The sequence below is a fragment of the Phreatobacter sp. AB_2022a genome, assembly GCF_026847585.1.
In the GTDB taxonomy this organism is placed as follows: Bacteria; Pseudomonadota; Alphaproteobacteria; order Rhizobiales; family Phreatobacteraceae; genus Phreatobacter.
In genome coordinates this window covers 48,890-67,051 of the sequence record NZ_JAPSET010000007.1, presented here as the reverse complement: position 1 = coordinate 67,051, position 18,162 = coordinate 48,890, and the positions used below count along the sequence as shown (strand labels likewise).

At 69.7% G+C, this 18,162-nt stretch carries 17 protein-coding genes; 7 read left to right on the top strand and 10 right to left on the bottom strand.

Annotated features, from left to right (window positions below):
* Window positions 1-212 precede the first annotated feature (212 nt).
* Window positions 213-944: a DUF4336 domain-containing protein gene (locus tag OZ671_RS07180; RefSeq protein ID WP_268860107.1), complete on the top strand. Its 732-nt coding sequence runs from the start codon at window positions 213-215 to the stop codon at window positions 942-944.
* On the opposite strand, the gene OZ671_RS07175 is transcribed toward OZ671_RS07180, so the two are convergent.
* From OZ671_RS07175 to OZ671_RS07165, 3 genes are all read right to left on the bottom strand, one after another.
* The gene (locus tag OZ671_RS07175) at window positions 934-1,839 is read right to left on the bottom strand and encodes a diguanylate cyclase domain-containing protein (RefSeq protein WP_268860106.1); all 906 of its coding nucleotides are present in this window, start codon (window positions 1,837-1,839) and stop codon (window positions 934-936) included. The genes OZ671_RS07180 and OZ671_RS07175 overlap by 11 nt on opposite strands.
* Entirely contained in the window at window positions 1,836-6,128 is a 4,293-nt protein-coding gene (locus OZ671_RS07170) for a PAS domain-containing protein (RefSeq protein WP_268860105.1), read from the bottom strand. Before OZ671_RS07170 ends, OZ671_RS07175 begins: the two co-directional genes overlap by 4 nt.
* Window positions 6,129-6,314: 186 nt before the next feature.
* A complete protein-coding gene (locus OZ671_RS07165; RefSeq protein ID WP_268860104.1) occupies window positions 6,315-7,136 on the bottom strand; it encodes an amidohydrolase family protein in 822 nt (273 codons plus the stop codon).
* A 114-nt stretch (window positions 7,137-7,250) separates the two neighbouring features.
* Here OZ671_RS07165 and OZ671_RS07160 point away from each other — a divergent pair, with 114 nt between their 5' ends.
* Window positions 7,251-8,114, top strand: coding sequence for a LysR family transcriptional regulator (locus OZ671_RS07160; protein WP_268860103.1), 864 nt, complete (start codon window positions 7,251-7,253; stop codon window positions 8,112-8,114).
* On the opposite strand, the gene OZ671_RS07155 is transcribed toward OZ671_RS07160, so the two are convergent.
* Window positions 8,111-8,698, bottom strand: a complete 588-nt coding sequence (locus tag OZ671_RS07155; protein ID WP_268860102.1) for a 2'-5' RNA ligase family protein — start codon at window positions 8,696-8,698, stop codon at window positions 8,111-8,113. The genes OZ671_RS07160 and OZ671_RS07155 overlap by 4 nt on opposite strands.
* A gap of 98 nt (window positions 8,699-8,796) precedes the next feature.
* The gene (locus OZ671_RS07150; RefSeq protein ID WP_268860101.1) at window positions 8,797-9,690 is read right to left on the bottom strand and encodes a LysR family transcriptional regulator; all 894 of its coding nucleotides are present in this window, start codon (window positions 9,688-9,690) and stop codon (window positions 8,797-8,799) included.
* Window positions 9,691-9,833: 143 nt separating this feature from the next.
* On the opposite strand from OZ671_RS07150, the gene OZ671_RS07145 reads away from it, so the two are divergent.
* Both OZ671_RS07145 and OZ671_RS07140 read left to right on the top strand, forming a co-directional pair.
* Window positions 9,834-10,298, top strand: a complete 465-nt coding sequence (locus tag OZ671_RS07145; RefSeq protein ID WP_268860195.1) for a hypothetical protein — start codon at window positions 9,834-9,836, stop codon at window positions 10,296-10,298.
* A complete protein-coding gene (locus tag OZ671_RS07140; protein WP_268860188.1) occupies window positions 10,235-11,032 on the top strand; it encodes an MFS transporter in 798 nt (265 codons plus the stop codon). Before OZ671_RS07145 ends, OZ671_RS07140 begins: the two co-directional genes overlap by 64 nt.
* Window positions 11,033-11,121: 89 nt before the next feature.
* On the opposite strand, the gene OZ671_RS07135 is transcribed toward OZ671_RS07140, so the two are convergent.
* The 4 genes from OZ671_RS07135 to OZ671_RS07120 form a co-directional block, all read right to left on the bottom strand.
* The gene (locus OZ671_RS07135) at window positions 11,122-11,853 is read right to left on the bottom strand and encodes a helix-turn-helix transcriptional regulator (protein ID WP_268860100.1); all 732 of its coding nucleotides are present in this window, start codon (window positions 11,851-11,853) and stop codon (window positions 11,122-11,124) included.
* A gap of 111 nt (window positions 11,854-11,964) precedes the next feature.
* Window positions 11,965-12,609: a hypothetical protein gene (locus OZ671_RS07130; protein ID WP_268860099.1), complete on the bottom strand. Its 645-nt coding sequence runs from the start codon at window positions 12,607-12,609 to the stop codon at window positions 11,965-11,967.
* Window positions 12,610-12,794: 185 nt separating this feature from the next.
* Window positions 12,795-14,015: an MFS transporter gene (locus OZ671_RS07125; RefSeq protein WP_268860098.1), complete on the bottom strand. Its 1,221-nt coding sequence runs from the start codon at window positions 14,013-14,015 to the stop codon at window positions 12,795-12,797.
* 80 nt (window positions 14,016-14,095) lie between these two features.
* Window positions 14,096-14,716, bottom strand: a complete 621-nt coding sequence (locus OZ671_RS07120) for an NAD(P)H-dependent oxidoreductase (RefSeq protein WP_268860097.1) — start codon at window positions 14,714-14,716, stop codon at window positions 14,096-14,098.
* A gap of 101 nt (window positions 14,717-14,817) precedes the next feature.
* Between OZ671_RS07120 and OZ671_RS07115 the strand changes: the two genes are divergently transcribed.
* On the top strand, window positions 14,818-15,708 hold the full coding sequence (locus OZ671_RS07115) for a LysR family transcriptional regulator (protein WP_268860096.1): 891 nt from the start codon (window positions 14,818-14,820) through the stop codon (window positions 15,706-15,708).
* Complete coding sequence (locus OZ671_RS07110; RefSeq protein WP_268860095.1) at window positions 15,705-16,610, top strand: LysR substrate-binding domain-containing protein; 906 nt, start codon at window positions 15,705-15,707, stop codon at window positions 16,608-16,610. Before OZ671_RS07115 ends, OZ671_RS07110 begins: the two co-directional genes overlap by 4 nt.
* A gap of 48 nt (window positions 16,611-16,658) precedes the next feature.
* On the opposite strand, the gene OZ671_RS07105 is transcribed toward OZ671_RS07110, so the two are convergent.
* Window positions 16,659-17,150 (bottom strand): MarR family winged helix-turn-helix transcriptional regulator, encoded by a 492-nt coding sequence (locus OZ671_RS07105; RefSeq protein WP_268860094.1) that lies wholly within the window; start codon window positions 17,148-17,150, stop codon window positions 16,659-16,661.
* A gap of 85 nt (window positions 17,151-17,235) precedes the next feature.
* On the opposite strand from OZ671_RS07105, the gene OZ671_RS07100 reads away from it, so the two are divergent.
* Entirely contained in the window at window positions 17,236-18,150 is a 915-nt protein-coding gene (locus tag OZ671_RS07100; protein ID WP_268860093.1) for an EamA family transporter, read from the top strand.
* Window positions 18,151-18,162: the final 12 nt, after the last annotated feature.

Below are 18,162 nucleotides of genomic sequence, written 5' to 3'. Positions count from 1 at the left end.
TCACGCCGCGTCGGTGTTCATGATTCCGTGCGGGCCGTCGTCTGACACAAACGGAACCCTAGTGCGGCGGACGACCTGCGCCCTACGCATAAAAAATTCACCCGGCGGGAATGCGGCCCCGCCATTCTGCTAGGGTCGACCGCCGACAGCAGGCAAAGACGGGGAATGGAACGCTCATGGTCAGCCAGCCGGACCGGCCTCACGAAGAGCCCATGACCTATCCGCCGCTCGATACGCTGAAGCCGGTGGCCGACAATGTCTGGATCGTCGACGGTCCGGTCGTCCGTTTCGGCATGCCCTGGCCGAAAATGCCGTTCTCGACGCGCATGACGGTGATCCATCTGCGCGACGGCCTGTTCATCCATTCGCCGACGCCGCTCACCGCGTCGCTGCGCGCGGAGATCGCGGCGCTCGGCACGCCGCGCTGGTTGATCGGGCCGAACCGCATCCACTATTCCTGGATCGCCGACTGGGCCAGGGCCTATCCCGCGGCCGAGATCTATCTCGCGCCGCGCATCGCCGAGCAGGCGGGACCGGCCTTCACGCTGTCCGGCCGCGACCTGACGGCGCGGGACGGCTATCCCTGGGACGCCGAAATCGCGACCCTGCCGATCGCCGGCAGCTACATGACCGAGGTGGAGTTCTTTCACCTGCCGAGCCGGACCCTGGTCCTGACCGACCTTATCGAGAACTTCGAAGCCGACAAGCTGCCTTCCACCCTGCATCGCTGGCTGACGCGCATCGCAGGCGTCCAGGCGCCCGACGGCGGCATGCCGCGCGACATGCGGCTGACCTTCGGCCGGCAGAAGCGGCAGCTGAAGGCCGCGGTGGAAACCATGATCGGCTGGCAGCCGGCGCGGATCGTCATCGCCCACGGGCGCTGGTTCGAAACCGATGGCGCGGCGGAGCTCCGGCGCGCCTTTTCCTGGCTCCTCAAGGCTTGAGCACGATCGTGCGGTTCCGTCCCTCGCGCTTGGCCTGATAGAGTGCCTCGTCGGCCCAGCGCAGCAGCCGCGCCGGCTCGCGCGCGAGCTCGGCTCGCGCCACGACGCCACCGCAGCTGATGGTGAGCACGGCGGCGGTGTCCGATCCGGCATGGGCGATGCCGAGCGCCGCCACATCGGCGCGGACCTGTTCGAGCGTCGCGGCGGGCTCGTCGACGCCGGGCAGAAGCAGCACGAACTCCTCGCCGCCATAACGCGCCGCGGTGTCGTAGGGACGCTGCACCGTCGCGACCAGCGCCTGGGCGATCCGGGCCAGCGCCATGTCGCCGGCGCCATGCCCGTAGCGGTCATTGTATTGCTTGAAGTAGTCGACATCGATCATGGCGAGACTCAAGCTGTCGCCCGAGCGCACGGCGTGGCGGCAGACCCGGTTGAACTCCATGTCGAAATGGCGCCGGTTGGCGATGCCGGTCAGGCCGTCCCGCAGCGACAGGAGCTCCAGCTCCTCGCGCTGGCGGGCAAGCTTCAGGTGATTGCGGACCCTTGCGCGAACGAGCGCCGGTCGGATCGGCTTGGCGATGTAGTCGACGGCGCCGAGCAGCAGGCCGCGCTCCTCGTCCTGCTCGTCGGTCTGCCCGGTCACGAAGATCACCTCGATCTTGGCCGTGCGGTCGTCCGCCTTCAGCCGGCGCAGCACCTCGTAGCCATCCATGCCGGGCATGGAAGCATCGAGCAGGACCAGACTGACGCGCTCCTCCTGCGTCCTCTGCAGCGCCGACGGTCCGTCCTTGGCGAGGATGACCCGGCATTCATCGGCCAGGAGCTCCGCCAGCACCGCCCGGTTGACGCGTTCGTCGTCGACGACGAGGACCGTTGGCCTGTTATCCTGCGTCAAGCGAAAGCTCCGTCGCCTGGCCTGCCGAGCTCGACCCGCAGCCGGGCGAGGCCGGCGAGCGCCGCGTCCAGCTCCAGGTCGTCGAAATGGCCGCGGATGGCCTCGATCAGCGCCGTCTGCGGCGCGTCTTTCGCCGCGGCGGCAAGACGGGCCAGGACCGCGCCCGCGGCGAACTCGCCCCGCGCCACCAGCGGCTCGGCCTCGTCGATCAGGGACGCGAGCGAGCCGTTGCCTGGCGGGCGCTCCCGCGGCGGGGTCTCGGCGGCGGCACCCGTGGCCATGCGGTCGCGCACGGCGGCCAGCACCCGTTCCAGCTCGGCGTTGAAGGCGACCGCCTGTTCGCGCGCAAGATCTCCCTCGCCGTTCCGCGCCGCATCCTCGACATTGGCGGCAAGCTGCACCAGGGCATCGGCCTTGAGATAGCCGGCCGGCCCCTTCACCTTGTGCGCGAGCGCCGCCGCCTCGGCGAGATCGTCCGATGCCAGGGCCAGGACGAGCTGTTGCGGCGTATCGGAGAAATCCTTCACGAAGCCGGCAAGCAGCCGCGCCAGCCGGTCCGGATCGCGGCCGACGAGGCGCAGCGCGGTGCCGAAATCGACCTGCCCGCTGCGGCCTTCACCCGCGCGCGGGTATCCCCCGGCCGAATGCGGCTCGCCCGGGCGCAGGGCTCCGGTGAAAATGTCGGCCAGCGTCTTGTAGAGGAGCGCCTCGTCGACCGGCTTGGTCAGATGGGCGGTCATGCCGGCCTTGAGGCTCGCCTCGCGATCCTCGACGCGTGCCTGCGCCGTCAGGGCGACGATCGGCAGGTGCGCCCAGGCCGGGTTGCGCCGGATCTCCCGGGTCGTCGCCGGACCGTCCATGCCGGGCATCTGTACGTCCATCAGCACCGCGTCATAGTTTGCGACCGCCAGCGCGTCGAGCGCCTCCTTGCCGCTCGCGACCGCGTCGACATGCATGTTCACCGAAGTGAGAAACTCGGAAGCGACCTCGCGGTTCAGCGCGTTGTCGTCGACCACCAGGACGCGCCGGCCGGCAAGAACGGCGAGCGTGTCCTTCAGCACCGACCGGTTGCCGATCGCCACCGGCGGCCGCGGCTTGCCGAACAGATCGCTGTCGGGCGCCTCCGAGAACAGGTTCATGATGACGTTGAACATCATGGACTCGGTCACCGGCTTGATCAGCAGGCCCTGCAGGCCGAGCTGATCGACCCGCCGCAGCACCTCCTCCCGGCCATAGGCCGTCACCATGAGGATGGCAGGCGTTTCTGCAAGGCTCGCGTCGGCGCGGATGTGCCGGGCCGTCTCCAGTCCGTCCATATCGGGCATGCGCCAGTCCATCAGCACCAGGGCAAAGGCCTCCTCGCGCGCCGACGCCGCACGCAGCGCCGCCAACGCCTCCCGGCCCGACGGCACGGCCTCCGCGGCCATGCCGAACCCCGCCACCATGTCGGTGAGGATGGCACGCGCCGTGGCATTGTCGTCGACGATGAGAACGCGCATGCCCTCGAGCGGGCGGCCCCCCCAGATCGCCTCCCGCACGGTGACGGCCGGCTGCGCGCCCTTCAGCGGCATGGTGAAACGGAAGGTCGAGCCCTTGCCCGGCACGCTGTCGACCTCGATGTGCCCGCCCATCATCCCGACGAGCTGCTTGCTGATCGCAAGGCCGAGACCCGTGCCGCCATAACGCCGGGCGGTTTCGCTGTCGCCCTGGCTGAACGGCCGGAACAGCAGGGCGCGCTGCTCATCGTCGAGGCCGATGCCGGTGTCGCGCACGGAGAATTGCAGCATCCGGCCGTCATCACCGCCGACGACCTCGACGGAGGCGATGACCTCGCCTTCGTCGGTGAACTTCACGGCATTGCCGACAAGATTGATCAGGACCTGCGACAGCCGCAGCGGGTCGCCGCGCAGAATGCGCGGCACGCCGGCGCCGATGCCGAAGGCGATCTCGATGCCCTTCTCCTCGGCCCGGATGGCGGTGACGGTCGAGACCGATTCCAGCACCGCCTCGAGCGTGAACTCAGTCTCCTCCAGCTCCAGCCGGCCGGCCTCGATCTTGGAGAAATCGAGGATGTCGTTGATGATCGCGAGCAGCGTCTTGCCGGAAACGTCGATCTTTTCCAGATAGTTGCGCTGCTTGGCGTCGAGCTCCGTGCGCAACATCAGCCGCGTCATGCCGATGACAGTGTTCAGCGGCGTGCGGATCTCGTGGCTCATGGTGGCGAGGAAATCGCTTTTTGCCCGTTCCGCCGCCTCGGCCGCCTCCTTGGCGGCGTTCAACACGTCCGCGGTGCGATGGATGTCGGTCGAATCCCAGTTGACGCCGACCGCGCGCAGCGGCTGGCCGTCGTCGTCCTGGAACAGGCGGGCGTAGGAGCGGATATGGCGCACCTCGCCGTCCGGACGGACCATGCGGAACTCGTCCTCGAAGAAGGATTCCGTGCCGATCGCCGCCTGCCAGCGCCGGGCCATCTCGTCGCGATCGTCGGGATGCAGGATCGCGGCCCAATCGCCAAAATCGCCGCCGAACTCGCCGGGCCGCCGGCCATAGAGGACGTGCATCTGCTCGTCCCAGGTGACCTTGCGCGCGCGGAAATCGATGCCGAAGACGCCGATGCGCCCGGCCTGGGTCGCCAGAACCAGGCGCTCCTTCTCGTCGGACAGCGCGTCCGTCAGGCGCTCCTGCTCGGTGATGTCGCGCATCAGCCAGATTTCGTCGCCCTTGACCGCCGTCGGGGTGATCTCGGCCCGGCGCGGCTCGCCGTCCTTGCGATAGAAGGTCACCTTGGCGACATTGCCGAAGCCGCGAGCGCGATGTTCCATATAGGCGCGCATGCGGACCCCCGCGCTGTCGCGGAACAGCCGCTCGAACCAGATCTCCCGGGTCGGCAGTTCCTCGCGGGAATAGCCGGTCATCGCTTCCACGGCCTTGTTGACCAGCAATTCGCCGTCTTTCACCAGCATCGCGCCGGCCGGCAGGTTCTCGACCATGTCCGAAAGCCAGCGCTCGCGTTCGGCGACCGCCTGCTCGGCGGCCCGGCGCTGCGTGATGTCGAGGATGGTGCCGAACAGCGAGACAACCTTGCCGCTCGCGTCGCGCTCCGCCTGGCCGCGCGCCTGCACGAAGAAGTGGCTCCCGTCGGTGCGGATGGCCTCCATGTCGATCACATAGGGCGCCCCCGTCTCCAGACATTCCTGGACGACGAGCCCGAGGCGCTCCCAGCTTTCCGGGGCGAACAGCGCCGCCATGCCATCGTAGCCCGGCAGCGGTTTTGCCGGATCCCAGCCGAACAGCTCGTGGGCGGTGTTCGACCAGGCGATGAAATCTGCGCCGACATCCCAGGTCCAGCTGCCGAGGCCGGCCAGCTTCTCGGTCTGCCGCAGCGCTTCGAGGCTGCGCTTCAGCCGCTCCTCGGCCTCATGCGCCTCGGTGACGTCGATCACGATGCCCGTCAGCCGGTTGGGCCGGCCCGGCGTTGCCGGCATGAAGCGGGCGACCGAGGAGACCCGGCGCATCGTGCCGTCGGGATGCATGACGCGGAAGGCGGCACGATTGTCCCGTTCGCCGGCGCCGGATCGCCGCTGCGGGATGGCCAGAGCCGCATCGACGAGCGGCACGTCGTCGGGATGCAGCATCGGCCGGAGCGCTTCCAGGCTGGTGACCGGCTCGGCCGGGTCGCGACCGAAAATGCGGTACCAGTTGGCGTCGCAGTGCAGGACGCCGCGATCGGCATCGTAGTCCCAGACCCCGAGACCATTGATCTCGGCCGCGAGCTGCAGCCTTTCCCGGTCGGCCTCGAGGTCGGCGCCGGGCCGAGGCTGCAGCGCGGAGGCGGCGACGAGCGCGAGATGATCCTGGATGCTGTCGCGGCACAGGGCGAGCAGGCGCTGCTGCGCCGAGGAAAAGCCCCGCGCCACGCGGTCGGCAAGATCGACCACGCCGAACAGCGTCCCGTCAGGCCGGAGGACCGGCAGCCCGCAATAGGCGCGCAGGCCGCGCGCGACTTCCGGCGCGCGGCGCCATTCCTCCCTGGCCGTCGCATCGGGAACGACGAGCGGCGCCTGATCGGCGGCGACCCGGGCGACGAACAGGCCCGATCCATCGAGCAGCACCCGTTCGCCGATCGCACAGCCGGCCGCACCGGGCCCCTCCGCCAGCAGCGTCTCGGCTTCGCCCTGTTGCACCAGCAGAAGGCGGGCGAGCTGCGTCCCGGTAATCTCGGCCGCGAGCGCAAGCTGATTTCGCCAGCGCGCGACCAGATCGGGGGGCACGCCATGAACGTTCTGCATCGATGCCTGTCCTCAGGCGCAATCCTATTCGAGGTCGCCCGACCCGTCGCCGCATACGATATCGTTCATGCGTAAATATACAATACTGCAATCCCCACGCGACGCGGTGGCGCAATACCATCGCGATGCGCGGCTCGCGTAAAGGAATGGCGCAAGCGCCGGATGCACCGGCCCCAGGCTGCACCGTCAGGCGGCTCCGCCGGAGAGGCCGAAGACCCGGGCCGCATTGCCGCCCAGAAACAGCGCCCGCGCCTCGGCGTCCAGCCCCAGTTCATCCAGCCCTTCGAGCGCCTTGGCCGGCGCGATCATCGGATGGTTGGTGCCGAACAGCACCTTGCGCCGGCCGCGGCCGCGCATGAAGCGCACGAGCTCCGGCGGATAGCGCTTCACCGTATAGGCCGACGTGTCGATATGGACGTTTTCGTATTTGGTGCAGAGCGCGATCATCTCCTCGGTCCAGGGATAGCCGATGTGGCCGCCGACGATGGTCAGTTCGGGAAAGTCGAGCGCCACCTCGTCGAGATAGGGGATCGGCCGGCCGGTTTCCGACGGCCGCAGCGGGCCGGTATGGCCGACCTGGGTCAGGAACGGAATGCCGAGCTCGACGCATTCGGCGTAGAGCGGATAGTAGCGGCGGTCGTTCGGCGGCAGCTTCCAGAGCCAGGGCACGACACGCAGACCGCGAAAGCCGAGCTGCCGCACTGCCCGCCGGAGCTCGCGCACCGCCTCCATCGGCCGGTCGAGATTGGCGCTGGCAATGCCGACGATGCGACCGGGATAAGCCGCGGCGAAGGCCGCGACCTCGTCATGCGAGACGAGCCAGCCCTCCGGCCCGCACCAGGCCGAGGCAATGCCGATATCGACGCCGCCCGCATCCATCGCGGCGATCGTCATGGCGTCGGTGATGCCGGCATGCATCTCGTCGCGGGTCCAGCGCCGCAGCGTCGCCAGCATGTCGTGGCGGGCAAAGCGCTGGGTGGACTGCTGCATCCAGGCGTCGATGATCATGGCCGGCTCCGTCTCGGGTCTCGTGCAGGAGGCTAGCGGCGCCGCCGGCTCCCGACCTATCGCAAAGATCTCCCGCGTGTTGCGAAAACCTCAACACCAGGCTAGGCCTGATCCATGACCCGCCTGCCCAATCTGCGTGGCCTCGAGGCCTTCGTCAGCGTCGGCGAGACCGGCAGCGTGCGGGCGACAGCCACCGCGCTCAGCCTGACGCCGTCGGCCGTCAGCCGGCGCATCGCCGCACTCGAACGCGATACCGACCAGGTCCTGATGAAGCGGACCCCGCAGGGCATCGCGCTGACCGCCGAAGGCCAGGCCCTGCACCGCGTCGCGACCAGGGCCTTCGACGCCATCGCCGCTCATCTCGCGCAGCGCCGACGCGAATATCGCGCCATCGTCATCAAGGCCCCGCATTCCTTCGCCTCGCGCTGGCTGGCGGGACTGATGCCGCGGCTGCGCGAACGTTATCCGCAGCTTGCCCTGACGGTCGCGACCTCGCCGCGGATCGAGACGCTCCAACCCGGCGAGATCGCCTTCCGGTTCGGCTTCGGCGACTGGAGCGACGGCCTCGCGAGCAAGCTGATCGCCATGCCCATGCTGGCCGCTGCGCGCCAGGGCCAGGCACCAGCCGCCGACGGCCCACTGACACGCCGCGATCTCGCCGCCTCGCGGCTCCTCGTCGTCAGCGGTACCGAGCGGGTCTGGCGCCTCTGGCTCGCCGCCAACGCGCTCGGACCGCTCGACGGGCTCGAAGCGCTCTCCTTCGACAATACCGACGTCGCGGTCCGCGCCGCCGCCGCCGGCGCCGGCTTCACTCTTGTCGACGCCGGCCTGGACGATCCGATCGAGGGGCCGCTGCAACGCTATCCCGCGACCATGGCCGATGTCGGCGCCGGCTACTATCTGGTCGTGCCGCGCACCGGCGGCTCCGTGCCGCCGCTGCGCGACCTGACCGGCTGGCTCAAGGCGCAATTCCGCTAGGAGCCGAGCGGCCAGCGGCCGAGAACGTCGTAGTGCAACCGATCCTGCCGGCTGTGCAGGAGAACGAATTCGCGCGCCGTCCAGGCGATCGGCGGGATCGGCCGCTGCACGACCGGGTGCGCGCCGTAGCACAGCGTCACATGCGGAATGCCGCTGCGTTTCGGCCCTGGCGGTCGCCCGCCCATTGCGGCGGCGAGAGCCGCCTGGAGATCCCGGACCCCCGCGGCCTCGCCGACGAGGACCAGCGGCCGCTGTGCCTGCGACCGCGAGCCGAACGGCTCGAACGTCATCGCCGCGCGGAGCGCGAGATCGAACGGCGGCAGGCGGACGGCCGCTCCCGCGAGCCGGGCCGCCATGACACGCCGCGCCTTGAGGCGCGGCCAATCGCAGACGAAATGGGTGGAGACATGCAGGCGCTCCGGCCGGATGAGCTTCGGCGCCGCCGGATCGGCCTCGCACAATGTCCGGCCGATGCGAACGATCGCGCGCGCGGCGGCCGCGTCCGGCATGACCGCGAAGAACAGGCGCTCGGGCCGCGCCACCGGGCGCAGGCGCAGATCGAGCTCTCCCTGCAGCGGCGACATGCCGGCCTCCTTCGCACCCTCGTGCCCATCCATGTTATGTCGCCAAACGGAACAAAACAAGAACAATGAGATCAAAGGTCCGGCCGTGGCGCGCCGCTTCACGGATCGGGAGCAAGCGCGCTCCCGGCGAAGAAATCGACGAAGACCCTGAGTTTCGGCTGGAGATGCCGGCTGGTCGGCCAGAGGACGCGCAGGGGTGTGCGGGTCGGCATGAAGTCGTCGAGCACGCTGACGAGTGTGCCTTCCGCGAGCTGACGCCGAATGGTGATGTCCGGCACGCAGGCAAGGCCCAGCCCCGCCTCGGCCAGGCTGACCTGCGGATCGAGCGTGTTCATCACCATGCCGGGAGCCAGATCCAGCGGCAGCTCGCGGCCGTCGCGCTGCAACGGCCAGGGCTGCAGCTTGCCGGTCGCCGGAATGCGGTAGACCAGGCAGGCATGGCCGGCGAGGTCCTCGGGGCTCTCGGGCGTGCCCCTATCCCGCAAATAGCCCGGCGAGCCGACGATGACGCGCCGATAGGAACCGATACGCCGCGCCATCAGCCGTGAATCGCTGCCATCGCCCGTCCGGATCGCGGCGTCGAAACCCTCCTCGATGAGGTCGACGAGCCGGTCGGAAAAGTCGAGCTCCATCTCGATCTGGGGAAAGCGCCGCTTGAACGCGGCAATCGTCGGCATCAGCAGCATGTCCATGGACGGCATGGTGACGCGCAAGCGTCCCTGCGGCGCCTTGCGGCTGCGCGACAGCTCGATTTCCGCCGCCTCGAATTCCGAAAGGATGCGCCGGCAGCGCTCGCGGAACAGCAGGCCTTCCGCGGTCAGCGTGATGCTGCGCGTGGACCGATGGAACAGCCTCACTCCGAGCCTGTCTTCCAGCCGTGCCACCGCCTTGCTGACGGCCGACGGCGAGACGCCGAGCCTGCGCCCCGCCTCGGTGAAGCCTCCGCAATCCGCCGCCTGAACGAAAGCGCCGAGAGCACCGAGGCTATCCATCGTGTCATGCCCTGCCCGACAGAAATGTCCGAAGTGTTGTGAACTATAGCCCATTTGTCGGCCTTGCGGCACCGCCTAGATGCGCTTCACCACCGGCCCGCACGCGGCCGGACCGAAGGACACCGCATCGGAAAGGCTGCCGCATGAGCGCTTCAGCACAGGTCGAAACCAGCACGTTTACCGCCACCGGCGCGGCGCCGGCCGCTCCCGCCCGCCTGCCGATCGGCGCGCTGCTGGCGCTGTCGGCAGCCGGCTTCATCACCTTGATGACCGAGGTCATGCCGGCCGGCCTGCTTCTGCCGATGGGCGCAAGCCTCGGCACTTCGCCCGGCGTGACCGGACAGTTCGTCACCGTCTATGCCGCCGGCTCGCTGCTGACCGCCATTCCCCTCATCGCGCTCACCCGGGATCTCGGCAGGCGCCTGCTGCTCGCCGTCGCGGTCGGCGGTTTCGCCGTGGTCAACACGGTCACGGCGCTGTCGGACAGCTTCATCCCCTCGTCGCGCGCTTCTTCGCGGGAGCCTTCGGCGGCCTCGTCTGGGCGCTGCTGGTCGGCTATGCGGTGCGCCTGTCGCCACCCGGGCTTGCCGGCCGCGCCATCGCGCTGACCGGACTCGGCGCGCCGATCGCCTTTTCGTTCGGCGTGCCGGCCGGCGCCTTCCTCGGCGGGATCATCGGCTGGCGCCTCGCCTTCGGACTGATGAGCCTGGTGGCGCTGGGGCTGGTCGCCTGGATCCTGGCCCGCCTCCCCGAACTGCCCGGCGAGCGCGGCGGCGCGCGCCGCTCGCCGGTCGCGACGCTGGCCCTGCCCGGGCTCGGCGCCATCCTTCTGAGCCTGTTCGCCTTCGTCGCCGCCCACAATGTGCTCTACACCTATATCGCGCCGTTTCTCGATCTTTCCCGTCTCGGCGGACGGGTCGACGTCGTGCTGCTGGCCTTCGGTGTCGCCGGCCTTGCCGGGCTCTGGCTGGCCGGCGCCTTCGTCGACCGGGCCATGCGGGCCATGCTGCTGGGCGGTACGGCGGTGATGGCGCTCGCGGCCCTCACCGCCGGCCTCGGCAGCACGTCGGCCACCGTCGTGCTGGCCGCGGTGATCGTCTGGGGCATCGTGGTCGGCGCCGCCCCGACGCTCTACCAGGCCGCCACGGCCAAGGCCGCGGGCGAGGCCGGCGATGTCGCCCAGGCGATGCTGGTCACCACCTGGAATCTGGCGGTCGCGGTCGGCGGCGGCCTTGGCGGCATCGCCCTGACATCGTTCGGCGCGGCCGCCCTGCCCGTCGCGACGGCGGGTCTCGCCATCGCGGCGCTCGGCTTCGCCTGGCCGGCGCGAATGGCGCACTGAGCCAAGGCCCTGCCTCAGCCGAACCGCGCCGCGGCGAGTGCCGAAAGGTAGAGAGCCGCGCCTGAGGACGGCCTCCCGGCCATGCCTGGTCAGATGAAGCCGAAGGCGTAGAGCTTCGCGACCGCCTGGGCGCGGGTCCTGGCCCCGAGCTTGCGCTTGGCGTTCTCGACATGGGCGTGGGCTGTCACGGCGCCGATGCCGAGGCGCCCGGCAATGTCGCTGTCGGACAGGCCTTCGGCGACGAAGGCAAGGCAATCGCGCTCGCGCGGCGTCAGTGATGGCCCGCGCACGCGGATGTCGGGCGGCGGCGACAAGACCATCATGCGCTCATGCGCAACCGAGGCGGCCAGCGCCATGACCCGCTTTTCGTGCGGCGACAGCTCGATCCGCTCGAAACCGAAGCTGATCACGCCGTACCGGCCGCCCGGCCCGTGGCAGGGCACCGTGAAGCCATCGCGAAACCCGAGATCGCGCGCCACTCCGAAGCCGGCCCAGGAACTGTATTCGTCGAAACCGCAATCGGTCCATTGGAAGGCGGAAGCGCGGCGCGCCGAGGCGAAGACCACCGGATTGCGATCATGCAGACCGCCGAGCCTATAGGCATCGATCCAGGCCTGCGGCGACTGCTGGAAGAACATGTGCCGGCTCGCGATGAACTCGCCGACGGTCGCGGCGACCGGCAGGGCATTGGACGAGGCGGTGATGGTGCGGGCCCCGAAGCTCCAGAGCCCGTGCAGGAGCAACCGCCCCACCTCCCGTGCCGTCTCGGCCCGCTCGAACGCCTCGGCGAGATCGGCGGCCCCCCTCAGGACCGAAGCCATGCCATCCTCCAACCGATACCGAAACATGCCGCGAGGGCATTTTTCCGGTGATACGAGCAGCAATCGAGACGAGCCATCGTAACGTCACGTCGCGCTGCGACGACCGCCCGGTCAGAAAGCCGGCCGCATCGGCTGCCAGCCATGCGGGGTCCATTGGTGATACCGCCCGCCATTGTCCATGACGAAGGCATTGCCCTGATCATCGCGCTGCACGACGCCCGGCCGGGTATGCGGCAGCACATATTGCCGGCCGTCTCCGCCGACATAGGTGCTGTTGCCTTGCAGGCCGTGGCCGCGCTCACGCGCGATCTCGGACTGCCGGACGCTGCCCTGCCGCATGGCCTCCGCCCTCGCCCGCTCCGCGTCCTGGACGCCGCGCCAGGCACGGTGCTCGGCCTCGCCGTTCCGCCGCTCGTTCTCACGGAGCTGTCTGACGCCGTCCTGCGAGCCCCAGTTGGTCGCGGCCAGCCAATAGGCGAACTGCTCGGGCGTCGACGGGTGGCCTTGGGCGCGGTGCTGCCGATACAGCGGAGCAAACCGTGGATCGCGCATGACGTGAGCGACGATCTGCTGTTCCTGCGCCTGCATCTGTTGGCGCTGCCGGAGCATGAGCTGTTCTTGCTGGCGCACCATGGCGCCATAGTCCGGCCCGAGATTGTAGCCGCCATAGGTGACCTGCGCGGCGGCCGGCCCGGCATCGAGCAGGACCGCGCCGACGGCGGCCGCGGCGACGAGGCTGAAGCGATCGAGGGACATGGCATCATCTCTTGGTTCGAACGGTCGCCCTGCCGGTCATGGCGGGCATCCGACGCAAACAATGGCGCGCGGGCGGACCATCAGCCATTCTCCGTTCAGAGGAGACGGGGGCATTGCCACGCCATCCGGCCGGCCCGAACGGCCGGCCGCGACCGATCGCGAAGCCGCCTTGCGATGCCCTGGCCTCAATGTGCCGCCGCCGGCGGCGCGGCGTCCGGCCGGCCGGCCCTGCCCGCGCCGGCCGCAGCGACCAGCACCGCGGCGGCGAGGGCCAGGCTGCCGCCGGCTGCCATGGCGGCGGCAATGCCGGTGCGATCGACGATCGTGCCGCCGATCAGCGCCCCGAGCGCCAGGGCCCACTGGAACACCGAATTGAACACCACCTGGCCGGCTTCCTTCTCGTCACCCGAGGCCTTGTACATCCAGGTCTGCAAGGCCACCGGCAGGCCGCCGAAGGCCACACCCCAAACGACCACCAGCAGCGCGGTGGAAACGGCGAACGGAGCGGACCGCGGCAGCACGAGGGTCACGCCGGCCGTCAGCAGGGCGACGCCGGCGAGCGTCGCGCGCGTCCGCGCGGTCGCCAGCCTGCCGGCGATGAAATTGCCGAAGAAGGCAGCCACGCCATAGGCGGCGAGCAGCATCGTCGTCGCCTGGCGGTCGAACCGCGCGAGGTCGATGAGAAACGGCGTTACGAAGGTATAGGCGGCGAAATGGCCGGCTATCACCAGGACGGTCGCCGCGAGCCCGACCAGCGCGTCGCGCCGACGGAACAATGCGATGAGGCCGGCGGGCCGGACGCCGCGCTCGACCGGCAGGCGCGGCAGGACGACGGCCTGCGCGCCCAGGATGAGCATCGCGGCCGCGGCGGCCACAGCGAAGGCGCTGCGCCAGCCCGCCCATTCGCCGATCAGCGCGCCGGCCGGCACGCCGAGCACGGTTCCGGCCGAGATGCCGGCAAGGACGACGGCGATCGCCGAGCCCATCTTCGCCGGGGGCACCATACGGGCGGCGGCACTCACAGCCAGCGCCCAAAAGCCGCCGACGGCCAGACCGAGCAAGAAGCGGCCGGCAAGCATGAGCGCGATGTTCGGCGCCAGCGCCGCCACCGCATTGGAGGCGGCGAGCAGCGCCGTCATCAGGACGAGGCCGAGGCGGCGGTCGATGCGGCCGGCGGCAAGCATCATGAGCGGCCCCGCCACGGCCGCGACTACACCCGGCATGGTGACGGCAAGACCCGCCATGCCTTCGGTGACGTCGAGGCCCCCGGCGATCTCCTTGAGGAGGCCGACCGGCAGGAATTCGGTGGTGACGAGCGCGAAGGTGCCGAGCGAAATGGACGCCAGCGCCACCCAGGTCCGGGCCGCTACCGGCGCATCGGCAGGAAGGTGTTCCACAACGGGCATGACGATATGTCCTGATGACACGAAGACGGGCGACCGGCGCGCCGAGACGGCCGGCGATCGGCGCAGACGACCGGCGGCTTTCAAGCCGCGCCCGGCAGCGCTGCGCCGGCGGGCCTGGCGCCGAGCGTCCGACCGAGATCTTCGGCTGCGGCGAGATTGCGCAGGCGCGCGGCCTCGTCACGGGTTTCGACATCGAAGAAGAAGTGGGTCGCGACATCCTTGACGCCGCTGAAATGGAAGACGCCGTGCTCGATCTGGGCCGCCATGGCCGTGCGGTAGCCATGGCGGTCGTAAAGGCGCGGACCGCCGCTCGCCGTGGCGATCAGGCGCACCTTCTTTTGCGACAGCGGCCCGGCGAAACGGTCGCTCCCGCCGAAGGCCCAGCCCGTCGTGAAGACGCGGTCGATCCAGCCCTTCAGCAGCGCCGGCATGGACCACCAGTAGACCGGGAAGGCGAGTATGACGACGTCGGCGCGCTCGACGCGCTGCTGCTCGCGCCGGATCTCAGCGGGCAAGGCACCCTCCCCCCGATAATGTGCGAGATCGGCTCCGGTCATACGCGGATCGAAGCCCTCGCGAGCGAGATCGGCATGTTCGACGACGGCGGCTGCCGCAGCACTGGCGCCGGCCGCGTAGCGGTCGGCCAAGGTTGCGGCGAAGGACTGGCCGCGCGGGTCGGCAGTAACGATCAGGATGTTCATGGCGGCCTCTCCGTGCTGGGAACAGGCCTATTCATGTCAGCATCAGGTCGATATAAAAGTTCGATTTTTCGCCTTTAGCGATCGAATGTTTCGATGAAATGATGCCCCGTATTTCTCTCGACCAATGGCGCGCGCTCGTGGCGGTCGTGGAGGCCGGCGGCTTCGCCCAGGCTGCCGGAGCGCTCAACAAGTCGCAGTCGACGATCAGCTACGCCGTCCGCCAGATCGAGGAGCGGCTCGGCGTCGCGGCCTTTGCCATCGACGGACGCAAGGCGCGGCTGACCGACGAGGGCAGAATGCTCTATCGCCGGGGCAAGTCGCTGGTCGACGAGGCGCTGCGGCTCGAACGCGCCGCCGACAGCCTCGCCCAGGGCCGGGAACAGGAGATCAGCCTCGCCGTCGAAGGCCTGTTCCCGACCTGGCTGATGCTGCGCTGCCTGCAGCGCTTCGCCGAGGCCTCGCCGGAAACGCGCATCGAGCTGCACGAATCCGTGATGGGCGGGACCGACGATCTGCTTCTGTCGGGAGCGGTCGACCTTGCGATCTGCGCCGACAACCTGCCGGCCGGCCATGTCGGCGACGTGCTGCTGCGCTACCGGGCCGTTGCGGTGGCGGCCCCCTTCCATCCGCTGCACCGGACCGGCCGCGAACTCGCGGTGGAGGACCTGAAAGGCCATCTTCATCTCGTCATCCGCGACAGCGGCGCGAAACGGGTGCGCCCCAGCGTCTGGGACGTCACCGACCGGCGGCTGACGGTCAGCCACAAGGCGACCTCGATCCGGGCCGCCTGCACCGGCATGGGCTTTGCGTGGTATCCGGAAGACTGGATCCGCGAGGAGCTTGCCGCCGGCCAGTTGAAGCCGCTGCCGCTGAAGGGCGGCAATGAGCGCTGGGGCGCCCTGTATCTCGTCTATCCCGATCCCGACGGCGCAGGCCCCGGCGCGCGCGAGCTCGGCCGGATCATCACCGAGGAGGCGCGCAAGCTGCCATGAAGCTCAACGATCTCGCCTATTTCGTCGCGGTCGTCGAACGCCGGGGCTTCGCCGCGGCCGCCGAGGTGCTACAGGTGCCCAAGTCGAGCGTCAGCAAGCGGGTCGCGGCCCTCGAAAAGGACCTCGGCGCCAGGCTGATCCAGCGCACCACGCGGCGCTTCCAGGTGACGGAAGCCGGCGAGGACGTCTACCGCCATGCCGCTGCGGCGCTGCTCGAAGCGGAGGCCGCGCGCGATGCCGTGCAGCGCCGCCTGGCCGAGCCGCGCGGCCTGGTGCGGGTCAGCGCCGCCATGACCACCGTGCAGATGGCGCTCGCGGACCTCGTCCCGATCTTGGCCGAGCGCCATCCCAAGCTGCAGATCGCACTGACCGCGACCAACCGTTTCGTCGACCTCGTCCATGACGGCTTCGATGTCGCCGTGCGCGCCCATCGCGCGCCGCTCGCCAGTTCCGACAGCCTACAGCGGCGCCTCGGCTTTTCGCCCAACCATCTCGTCGCCTCGCCCGGCTACATCGCTCGGCGCGGCATGCCCGAAACCCCGGACATGCTGGAACGGCACGACGCGATCCTCGCCGATATCAGCCAGGCGAGCGACACCTGGACGCTGGAGGCCTCCGGCGGCGCTACAGTCGAGGTGCGCGGCACGCCGCGCATCTTCGCCGACGATCCGGGGACGCTGCTCAATGCCGCGCTCGGCGGGCTGGGCATCGCCAATCTGCCGCGCGGCCTGTGCAGGACGGCCCTGCGCGAAGGCCGCCTCGTGCCGGTCCTGCCGGACTGGCGGAGCGGCGGCGTGACCCTGTCGCTGCTCAGCCCGCACCGGCGCGGCCAATTGCCCTCCGTCCGCACGGTGATCGACTTCCTGGCCGACGGCCTCAGGGAGCGCCTCGCGCTGCAATGAGCGCGAGCGCGGGCCGGCCCTGAGGCAACGCACGGCAGCCACCCGGCCTCAGCGCTCCGCCTCGAAACTCGCCAGGAACGGCCGCAGCAGGCCGTCGAGCAGCGCACGCTCATCCGCCGACAGAGCCCCGGTGATCCGCTGTTGCGTCGCGACATGGTCGGTCACCGCCTGGTCGATGACGGCGAACCCTTTCTCGGTCAGCGCGATGAAGACGCTGCGGCCATCCCCCGGGTTCTGCGTCCGCTTGACCAGGCCGACCTTCTCGAGCTGGTCGATGCGGTTGGTCATGCTGCCGGAGGTGATCATGGTGGTGGCGAGCAGGTCGCCCGGCGAGAGCCTGTAGGGCGCGCCAGAGCGGCGCAGCGTCGCCAGAAGGTCGAAAGTGGCATCGTTCAAACCATGGCGGGCAAAGGTCTTTTCCATCTCGCGCAGGAGATGCTGCGACAGGCGGCGCAGCCGCCCGATCAGGCCCATCGGGCCGGTATCGAGGTCGGGGCGCTCCCGGTTCCACTGGGCGACGATGGCATCGACACGATCCATGGCGCGATCATGCCGCGAGATATCTTGACGTCAAGCTAAAACGATTTATCTTGAGGTCGAGATATTCAGCCGGAAGGCGACGGCCATGGCCCGCAACCTCGATCTCCTGACCACCGCCATCGCTCCGGCGATCTGGGGCAGCACCTATATCGTGACCACGCACCTGCTGCCGCAGGGCTATCCGCTGCATGTCGCGCTGCTGCGCGCCCTGCCCGCCGGCCTGCTGCTGCTGCTCATCGTGCGCCAGCTTCCGCACGGCGCCTGGTGGCTGAAGGTGCTGATCCTCGGTGCGCTCAACTTCTCGGTCTTCTGGTGGCTGCTGTTCGTCACCGCCTACCGGCTGCCCGGCGGCGTCGCCGCGCCCGTCACCTCGATCCAGACCCTGATGGTCATCGGGCTCGCCCGGCTCTGGCTCGGCTCGCCGATCCGGCCGCTCGCCGTCGCCGCTGCGGTCGCCGGCATTTTCGGCGTCGCGCTCATCGTGCTGACGCCAAAGGCGGCGCTGGATCCGGTCGGTGTCGTCGCCGGCTTTGCGGCCGCGCTGTCGATGGCGGCGGGCACCGTGCTGAGCCGGCGCTGGCAGCCGCCCGTCTCGCCGCTCACCTTCAGCGCCTGGCAGCTCACCGCCGGCGGCCTGCTGCTGCTGCCGGCCGCCCTCGCCTTCGAGCCCGCCCTTCCGCCGCTCACCGGCGCCAACATGGCCGGCTTCCTCTATCTCGGCCTGATCGGCTCGGCGCTCACCTATATCCTGTGGTTCCGCGGGCTGGCGCGGCTGGCACCGTCTGTCGTCTCGACGCTCGGCCTGCTCAGCCCGGTCATGGCGGTCCTGCTCGGCTGGCTGGTGGCCGGCGAGACGCTGACCCCGATCCAGGTCTTCGGCATCGCCGTGGTGCTGGTCAGCGTCTGGCTCAGCCAGCGGGCGCAGCAGGCGGCTCCGCCCGCGGCATCGGCCGAGGCGGCCGGCAAGGCGCCGGCCCTATCGGGCGCGCCGACGCGCTGAGTGTCGTCGCGG

Excerpts from the sequence above, each read along its gene's own strand:
- OZ671_RS07180 (WP_268860107.1), top strand. The coding sequence starts at position 213 with ATGACCTATCCGCCGCTCGATACGCTGAAGCCGGTGGCCGACAATGTC.
- OZ671_RS07170 (WP_268860105.1), bottom strand. The coding sequence starts at position 6,128 with ATGCAGAACGTTCATGGCGTGCCCCCCGATCTGGTCGCGCGCTGGCGA.
- OZ671_RS07165 (WP_268860104.1), bottom strand. The coding sequence starts at position 7,136 with ATGATCATCGACGCCTGGATGCAGCAGTCCACCCAGCGCTTTGCCCGC.
- OZ671_RS07160 (WP_268860103.1), top strand. The coding sequence starts at position 7,251 with ATGACCCGCCTGCCCAATCTGCGTGGCCTCGAGGCCTTCGTCAGCGTC.
- OZ671_RS07155 (WP_268860102.1), bottom strand. The coding sequence starts at position 8,698 with ATGTCGCCGCTGCAGGGAGAGCTCGATCTGCGCCTGCGCCCGGTGGCG.
- OZ671_RS07150 (WP_268860101.1), bottom strand. The coding sequence starts at position 9,690 with ATGGATAGCCTCGGTGCTCTCGGCGCTTTCGTTCAGGCGGCGGATTGC.
- OZ671_RS07145 (WP_268860195.1), top strand. The coding sequence starts at position 9,834 with ATGAGCGCTTCAGCACAGGTCGAAACCAGCACGTTTACCGCCACCGGC.
- OZ671_RS07135 (WP_268860100.1), bottom strand. The coding sequence starts at position 11,853 with ATGGCTTCGGTCCTGAGGGGGGCCGCCGATCTCGCCGAGGCGTTCGAG.
- OZ671_RS07130 (WP_268860099.1), bottom strand. The coding sequence starts at position 12,609 with ATGTCCCTCGATCGCTTCAGCCTCGTCGCCGCGGCCGCCGTCGGCGCG.
- OZ671_RS07125 (WP_268860098.1), bottom strand. The coding sequence starts at position 14,015 with ATGCCCGTTGTGGAACACCTTCCTGCCGATGCGCCGGTAGCGGCCCGG.
- OZ671_RS07120 (WP_268860097.1), bottom strand. The coding sequence starts at position 14,716 with ATGAACATCCTGATCGTTACTGCCGACCCGCGCGGCCAGTCCTTCGCC.
- OZ671_RS07115 (WP_268860096.1), top strand. The coding sequence starts at position 14,818 with ATGCCCCGTATTTCTCTCGACCAATGGCGCGCGCTCGTGGCGGTCGTG.
- OZ671_RS07110 (WP_268860095.1), top strand. The coding sequence starts at position 15,705 with ATGAAGCTCAACGATCTCGCCTATTTCGTCGCGGTCGTCGAACGCCGG.
- OZ671_RS07105 (WP_268860094.1), bottom strand. The coding sequence starts at position 17,150 with ATGGATCGTGTCGATGCCATCGTCGCCCAGTGGAACCGGGAGCGCCCC.
- OZ671_RS07100 (WP_268860093.1), top strand. The coding sequence starts at position 17,236 with ATGGCCCGCAACCTCGATCTCCTGACCACCGCCATCGCTCCGGCGATC.